Raw genomic sequence first — 5,204 nt, 5'->3', positions numbered from 1 at the left:
GAGATACAGCGTCCCGATCGTCTTGTGGTCAGTGGTCGTCAACCACTTCAGGTGCCTCATACCCCGCCTGTGTCCGGGCCCGGCACACCGGTCACACTCGCAGGACGCGACGAGAATCACGGAAGCGGGTGTGACGATCCGGGCAGTGCCGGACACGAACGGAACATGAGCAACGACGAGATCTTCGCCGCTGCCTATCGCGAGCACTACTGGGCGGTCAGCCGCTATGTCGCGCGGCGACTGGACGGGCGGGCCGGCGAGGTGGAGGAAGTGGTGGCGGAGGTGTTCACGGTCGCCTGGCGACGCCGCGCCGACCTGCCGGAGTCGCCGCTGCCCTGGCTGTACGGCGTGGCACGCAACTGTCTGGCGAACGCGGTACGCGGCCACGGGCGCAGGCGTCGGCTGGTGCACCGGCTCGGCAACGACGAGACCGCGCACGGCCGGCAGATCGTGGACAGCCCCGACGCGGAGGCCCCGGGCGCCTGGGTGCACGAGGCGCTGGCCCGTCTCTCCGAGGCCGACCAGGAGGTGCTGCGTCTTACGGCCTGGGAGGAACTCGGCATCGACGAGGTCGCCGTAGCCCTCGGCTGCGGCAGCAGGGCCGCCTCGATGCGGCTGCACCGCGCCCGGCGCCGGCTCAGAGCCGAGATAGACCGACTGCGCCCCGCACTCACCACCGGTCCGACAGCCACCAAGGAGCACGGTCATGGCTGACGAACTCGAACTGCTGCGCCGCGCCGACCCGGTGCCGGCCCACGGCCCCCACTACGGCGACGGACCGCTGGACCACAACGCCGAACGTCGTCTCGCCGCTCTGCTGAACGAACGGCCCGCCGTCCGCCGCCGCCCCCGACTCGTCTGGAGCCTCGCGGCCGGTACGGCAGCCGTCGTGACCGTACTGACGCTGCTGCTCAGCGGCCCGGGCACCACGCCCGCGGTCGCCGCACCCCGCCCCCTGACCATTCGGGCCGACGCGACCCCCGTGTCCCTGACCGAACTGGCGGAACGCGCCGCACGACAGGCGGCGACGCAGGCGCAGGGGGCGCCGAAGCTGCGCAAGGGCACCCATGTGCAGTCCTGGAGCATGGGCATGAGCGACGACAAGCCCCCGGTGACGCTCCCGGAGGAACGCGTCGTGCGCTGGAAGGCGGACGGCAGCCACACCGAACTCGTCGTGGCGACCGACCCCCGGCACCCGGGCCGCCCGGTCCTGCGCGACGACGGAGGCGCCCCGCACCTGGTCGAGGACGGCCACGTCCTGACCCGGCACAGCTATCCACCGAGCTGGAGCGACGCCCCGCCCGAGTCGACGCCCCCGCACGACGCGGCCCGGCTGCGCGCCTACCTCCAGGAGGCCGCGTACACCCGAACCCCTCTCACCACCCCCGAACTCCTGGACACGATCGACGAGTTGCTCGACCACTGGACCCTCGGCGCCCGCGAGTCCGCGGCCCTCGCCCGGATCCTCGCGAACACCGCCGGGCTGCGCCCGGTAGGCCGAGTGACGGACCGGCTCGGGCGCAGCGGAGCGGCGTACGAGTACCGGAGCGCGGGCACCCGCCGACTGCTGATCATGTCGCCGTCCACCGGGCAGGTCCTCGGCCTGGAGACCGTCTTCACGAAGGCCGATCCCCAGTACGGGGTCAAGGCCGGCGACGTCATGGACTACAGCGCCTGGATGCGCTGATCACCCCGCCCCAACCCCACACGCGCTGAAAAGGTCCAGGTCAACCGAGATGTGACCTGGACCTTCGCGGTTGTGCCTCCTACTCGTCCCATACCTGGATCAGAAGCTCATCGGTGATCTTGCCGTCGCGCAGCGTGACCATCGACTCGGTCTGGACGCATGTCCCGTCCGAGTACCGGCACGACTGGCTGTACGCGGCGTGATCGCCCTCGATGACGCACTGGTCCACCTTGTGCGTCATGTCACGGCTGAAGACGTCCTCCAGCAGCGCCCCGATCTCCTCGCGACCGCGCAGGATCCTGGGCTTGCTGGGCTGGGTGTTGCGGTCCACGATGCGTATCTGCGCGTCGTCCGCGTAGAGCGACAGCAGGTCTGCCGCCCTGTGTCCTTCGACGCCCCGTTGCAGCGTATCGGCACTGAAGACGGGGGTTGCGGTGGTGCCCATGGTGACCTCCTCCGAAGGCCGCGACCCGATGAGACGCGGGCCGCGAAGGGCCTCACCTTCGAGGCTCCTCCGCCTCGCCGGGCTCGGCAAGCGCAACCGGAACGCTGCCCCTGACGGGTGAGTGACGCACCGTGCCCGTGACCGCCGCAGGTGTGGTGACGTTGTGGGAAGCATGATCTCAACACGACGCATCGTCGCTGCCGTTGGTCTCGCCGCGGGCATCACCGCCCTGGCCGCGCCGATGGCCAGCGCCTCCGACTCGGCCATCTCGAACCGGGACGGCAGCGAGCTGAACCCGCTCACCCTGGTCGACTCGCTCGCCACGACCGGCGTCCCGGCCGACCGCCAGGCCGAGATGCCGCGCCCCTCCGAGCAGCTCGACCGCCTGAACAACCTCCACCAGCTGGACCAGGTCGCCCAGATGGGAGCCGTCGGCACCGCACTGCCGGGCGCCGTCTAGCCGAACGGCGTCGCGTCGCGCAACCCGCCGAGGGCCGCCCGGAACACCGGGCGGCCCTCGGCGTTTCCCCAGTCCCGATCGCGGCGCGCCGCGGACCGCGAGGGGCCCGTCGCCGTACGGAATCCTCCTGCGGGCGCCCTCAGTCGGCCGTCGCCAGGAACTGCGTCGCCGCGAGCTCGGCGTAGAGCGGATCGGCGGCGACCAGTTCCCGATGGGTGCCCACCGCGCGCACCCGCCCCGCGTCCATGACCACGATCCGGTCCGCCGTCGTCACCGTGGACAACCGGTGCGCGACGACGAGGACCGTGGTCGTCCGGGCGACGTCCGTGACGGTGTCCCGCAGCGCCGCCTCGTTGACCGCGTCCAGCTGCGACGTGGCCTCGTCGAGCAGCAGCAGACGCGGCCGGCGCAGCAGCGCGCGGGCGATGGCGACCCGCTGGCGCTCGCCGCCCGACAGCCGGGTGCCGCGGTGCCCCACCAGCGTGTCGAGCCCGGCGGGCAGCCGGGCCACCAGCCCGTCGAGGCGGGTCGTCTTCACCACGCGCGTGAGCGCTTCCTCGTCGGCGTCCGGGTTGCCCAGCAGCAGATTGTCCCGCAGCGACCCCGACAGCACCGGCGCGTCCTGCTCCACATAGCCGATCGCGGAACGGAGTTGGGGCAGCTCCCAGTCCTGCAGATCGCGGCCGTCGAGGGTGATGACGCCGGAGCCGGGGTCGTAGAACCGCTCGATGAGCGAGAACACCGTGGTCTTGCCCGCGCCGGAGGGGCCGACGAACGCCGTCATGCCGCGGGGCGGCACGGCGAACGTGACGCCGTGATGGACGTAGGGCAGATCGTCGCCGTAGCGGAAGCGGACCTCCTCGAAGGTGAGCGCGGCCGGCTCGGCGCCGGGGGAGGGCAGTCGGGCGGGTCCGGCGACCGGTTCGGACGGCAGGCTCAGCGCCTCCTGGATCCGGGCGAGCGCGGCCGAGCCCGTCTGGTACTGGGTGATCGCGCCGACCACCTGCTGGATCGGCGACATGAGGTAGAAGACGTAGAGCAGGAACGCGACCAGGGTGCCGACCTCGATGGCACCGGTCGCCACCCGCGCCCCGCCCACCGCGAGTACCGTGATGAAGGCGATCTGCATCGCCAGACCGGCCGTATTGCCCGCGGCAGCCGACCACTTGGCGGCCCGCACGCTCTGCCGCCACGACTCCTCGGCCGCCTCGTGCAGCGTCCGCTCCTCCCGGTCCTCGGCGCCCGACGCCTTCACCGTGCGCAGCGCGCCGAGTATCCGCTCCAGCGAGGCTCCCATGACGCCGACCGCGTCCTGCGCCTGCCGGCTCGCCCGGTTGATGCGCGGCACGATCACACCGAGCACCGTGCCCGCACCGAGGATCACGGCCAGCGTGACGAGCAGCAGCACCGGATCGACCAGGCCCATCATCACGACCGTCGCGACGAGCGTCAGCCCGCCCGTGCCCAGCCCGACCAGCGAGTCGGTGGTGACCTCCCGCAGCAGCGTGGTGTCCGAGGTGATCCGGGCCATCAGATCGCCCGGCTCGCTGCGGTCGACCGCGGTGATCCGCAGCCTCAGCAGATACGACGACAGGGCCCGCCGCGCGCCGAGCACCACCGACTCGGCGGTGCGCCGCAGCACGTACGAACCGAGCGCACCCAGCGCCGCGTTGGCGACCACCAGCGCCGACATGACCAGCAGCGCGCCGGTGATGGCCCGGTCGTGCGAGAGGTTCTCGATCAACTCCCTTGCCACCAGCGGCAGCAGCAGCCCGGCGGCCCCCGTGAGCAGCGACAGCACCGCGCCCGCCAGCAGGGTCCACCGATGCGGTCGTACATAGGCGAGAAGCAGCCGCCAGGCGGGCGGACGGGACTCGGTGACGGCGATGCTCACGGCGCTCCTCGGGAGTCGTGCGGAGCCTTCAGGCTACGTCTGCATCCACCCCGGAAGCGCGGCCGACGACCCGTCCGCGGCAGGGCGGTCGGCTGTGCGCCGCGTCGCGGGAGCAGCGCCCGTTACTGATCAGTCACGCGTAGGGTCGAAGGGACGGACACCCGCACACGAAAGGGTTCAGGACCATGGCGCAGGAAGTTCGCGGCGTGATCGCACCGGGCAAGGACGAGCCGGTGCGGGTGGAGACGATCGTCGTGCCCGATCCGGGGCCGGGGGAGGCGGTGGTGCGCATCCAGGCCTGCGGCGTCTGCCACACCGACCTGCACTACAAGCAGGGCGGGATCAGCGACGACTTCCCCTTCCTGCTGGGCCATGAGGCGGCGGGCGTGGTGGAGTCGGTCGGCGACGACGTCACCGATGTGGCCCCCGGCGACTTCGTGATCCTCAACTGGCGTGCCGTGTGCGGCAATTGCCGGGCCTGTCTGCGCGGCCGCCCCTGGTACTGCTTCAACACCCACAACGCCAAGCAGAGGATGACCCTGACCGACGGCACCGAGTTGTCGCCCGCGCTGGGCATCGGCGCGTTCGCCGAGAAGACCCTCGTCGCCGCCGGGCAGTGCACCAAGGTCGACCCGGCCGTGTCGGCACAGGTGGCCGGGCTGCTGGGCTGTGGCGTGATGGCGGGCATCGGTGCGGCGATCAACACCGGCGGTGTCGG

The 5,204-nt window shown here is 71.8% G+C and carries 6 protein-coding genes; 4 read left to right on the top strand and 2 right to left on the bottom strand.

The window, feature by feature from the left end:
* The first annotated feature begins 165 nt into the window (after positions 1–165).
* Both JYK17_RS39950 and JYK17_RS39945 read left to right on the top strand, forming a co-directional pair.
* Entirely contained in the window at positions 166–714 is a 549-nt protein-coding gene (locus tag JYK17_RS39950; RefSeq protein WP_108015934.1) for an RNA polymerase sigma factor, read from the top strand.
* The gene (locus JYK17_RS39945) at positions 707–1,687 is read left to right on the top strand and encodes a CU044_5270 family protein (RefSeq protein WP_222812301.1); all 981 of its coding nucleotides are present in this window, start codon (positions 707–709) and stop codon (positions 1,685–1,687) included. Before JYK17_RS39950 ends, JYK17_RS39945 begins: the two co-directional genes overlap by 8 nt.
* Positions 1,688–1,766: 79 nt before the next feature.
* On the opposite strand, the gene JYK17_RS39940 is transcribed toward JYK17_RS39945, so the two are convergent.
* Positions 1,767–2,132, bottom strand: coding sequence for a nuclear transport factor 2 family protein (locus tag JYK17_RS39940; RefSeq protein WP_108015932.1), 366 nt, complete (start codon positions 2,130–2,132; stop codon positions 1,767–1,769).
* 172 nt (positions 2,133–2,304) lie between these two features.
* Here JYK17_RS39940 and JYK17_RS39935 point away from each other — a divergent pair, with 172 nt between their 5' ends.
* On the top strand, positions 2,305–2,592 hold the full coding sequence (locus JYK17_RS39935) for a hypothetical protein (RefSeq protein WP_108015931.1): 288 nt from the start codon (positions 2,305–2,307) through the stop codon (positions 2,590–2,592).
* Positions 2,593–2,731: 139 nt separating this feature from the next.
* On the opposite strand, the gene JYK17_RS39930 is transcribed toward JYK17_RS39935, so the two are convergent.
* Entirely contained in the window at positions 2,732–4,486 is a 1,755-nt protein-coding gene (locus JYK17_RS39930) for an ABC transporter ATP-binding protein (RefSeq protein ID WP_128801056.1), read from the bottom strand.
* A gap of 185 nt (positions 4,487–4,671) precedes the next feature.
* Here JYK17_RS39930 and JYK17_RS39925 point away from each other — a divergent pair.
* Positions 4,672–5,204: alcohol dehydrogenase catalytic domain-containing protein (locus JYK17_RS39925; RefSeq protein WP_222812300.1), on the top strand; the 533-nt coding region annotated here is incomplete at its 3' end.

The organism is Streptomyces plumbidurans (assembly GCF_019857225.1).
In the GTDB taxonomy this organism is placed as follows: Bacteria; Actinomycetota; Actinomycetes; order Streptomycetales; family Streptomycetaceae; genus Streptomyces; species Streptomyces plumbidurans.
This window is presented reverse-complemented; position numbering and strand designations above follow the sequence as displayed.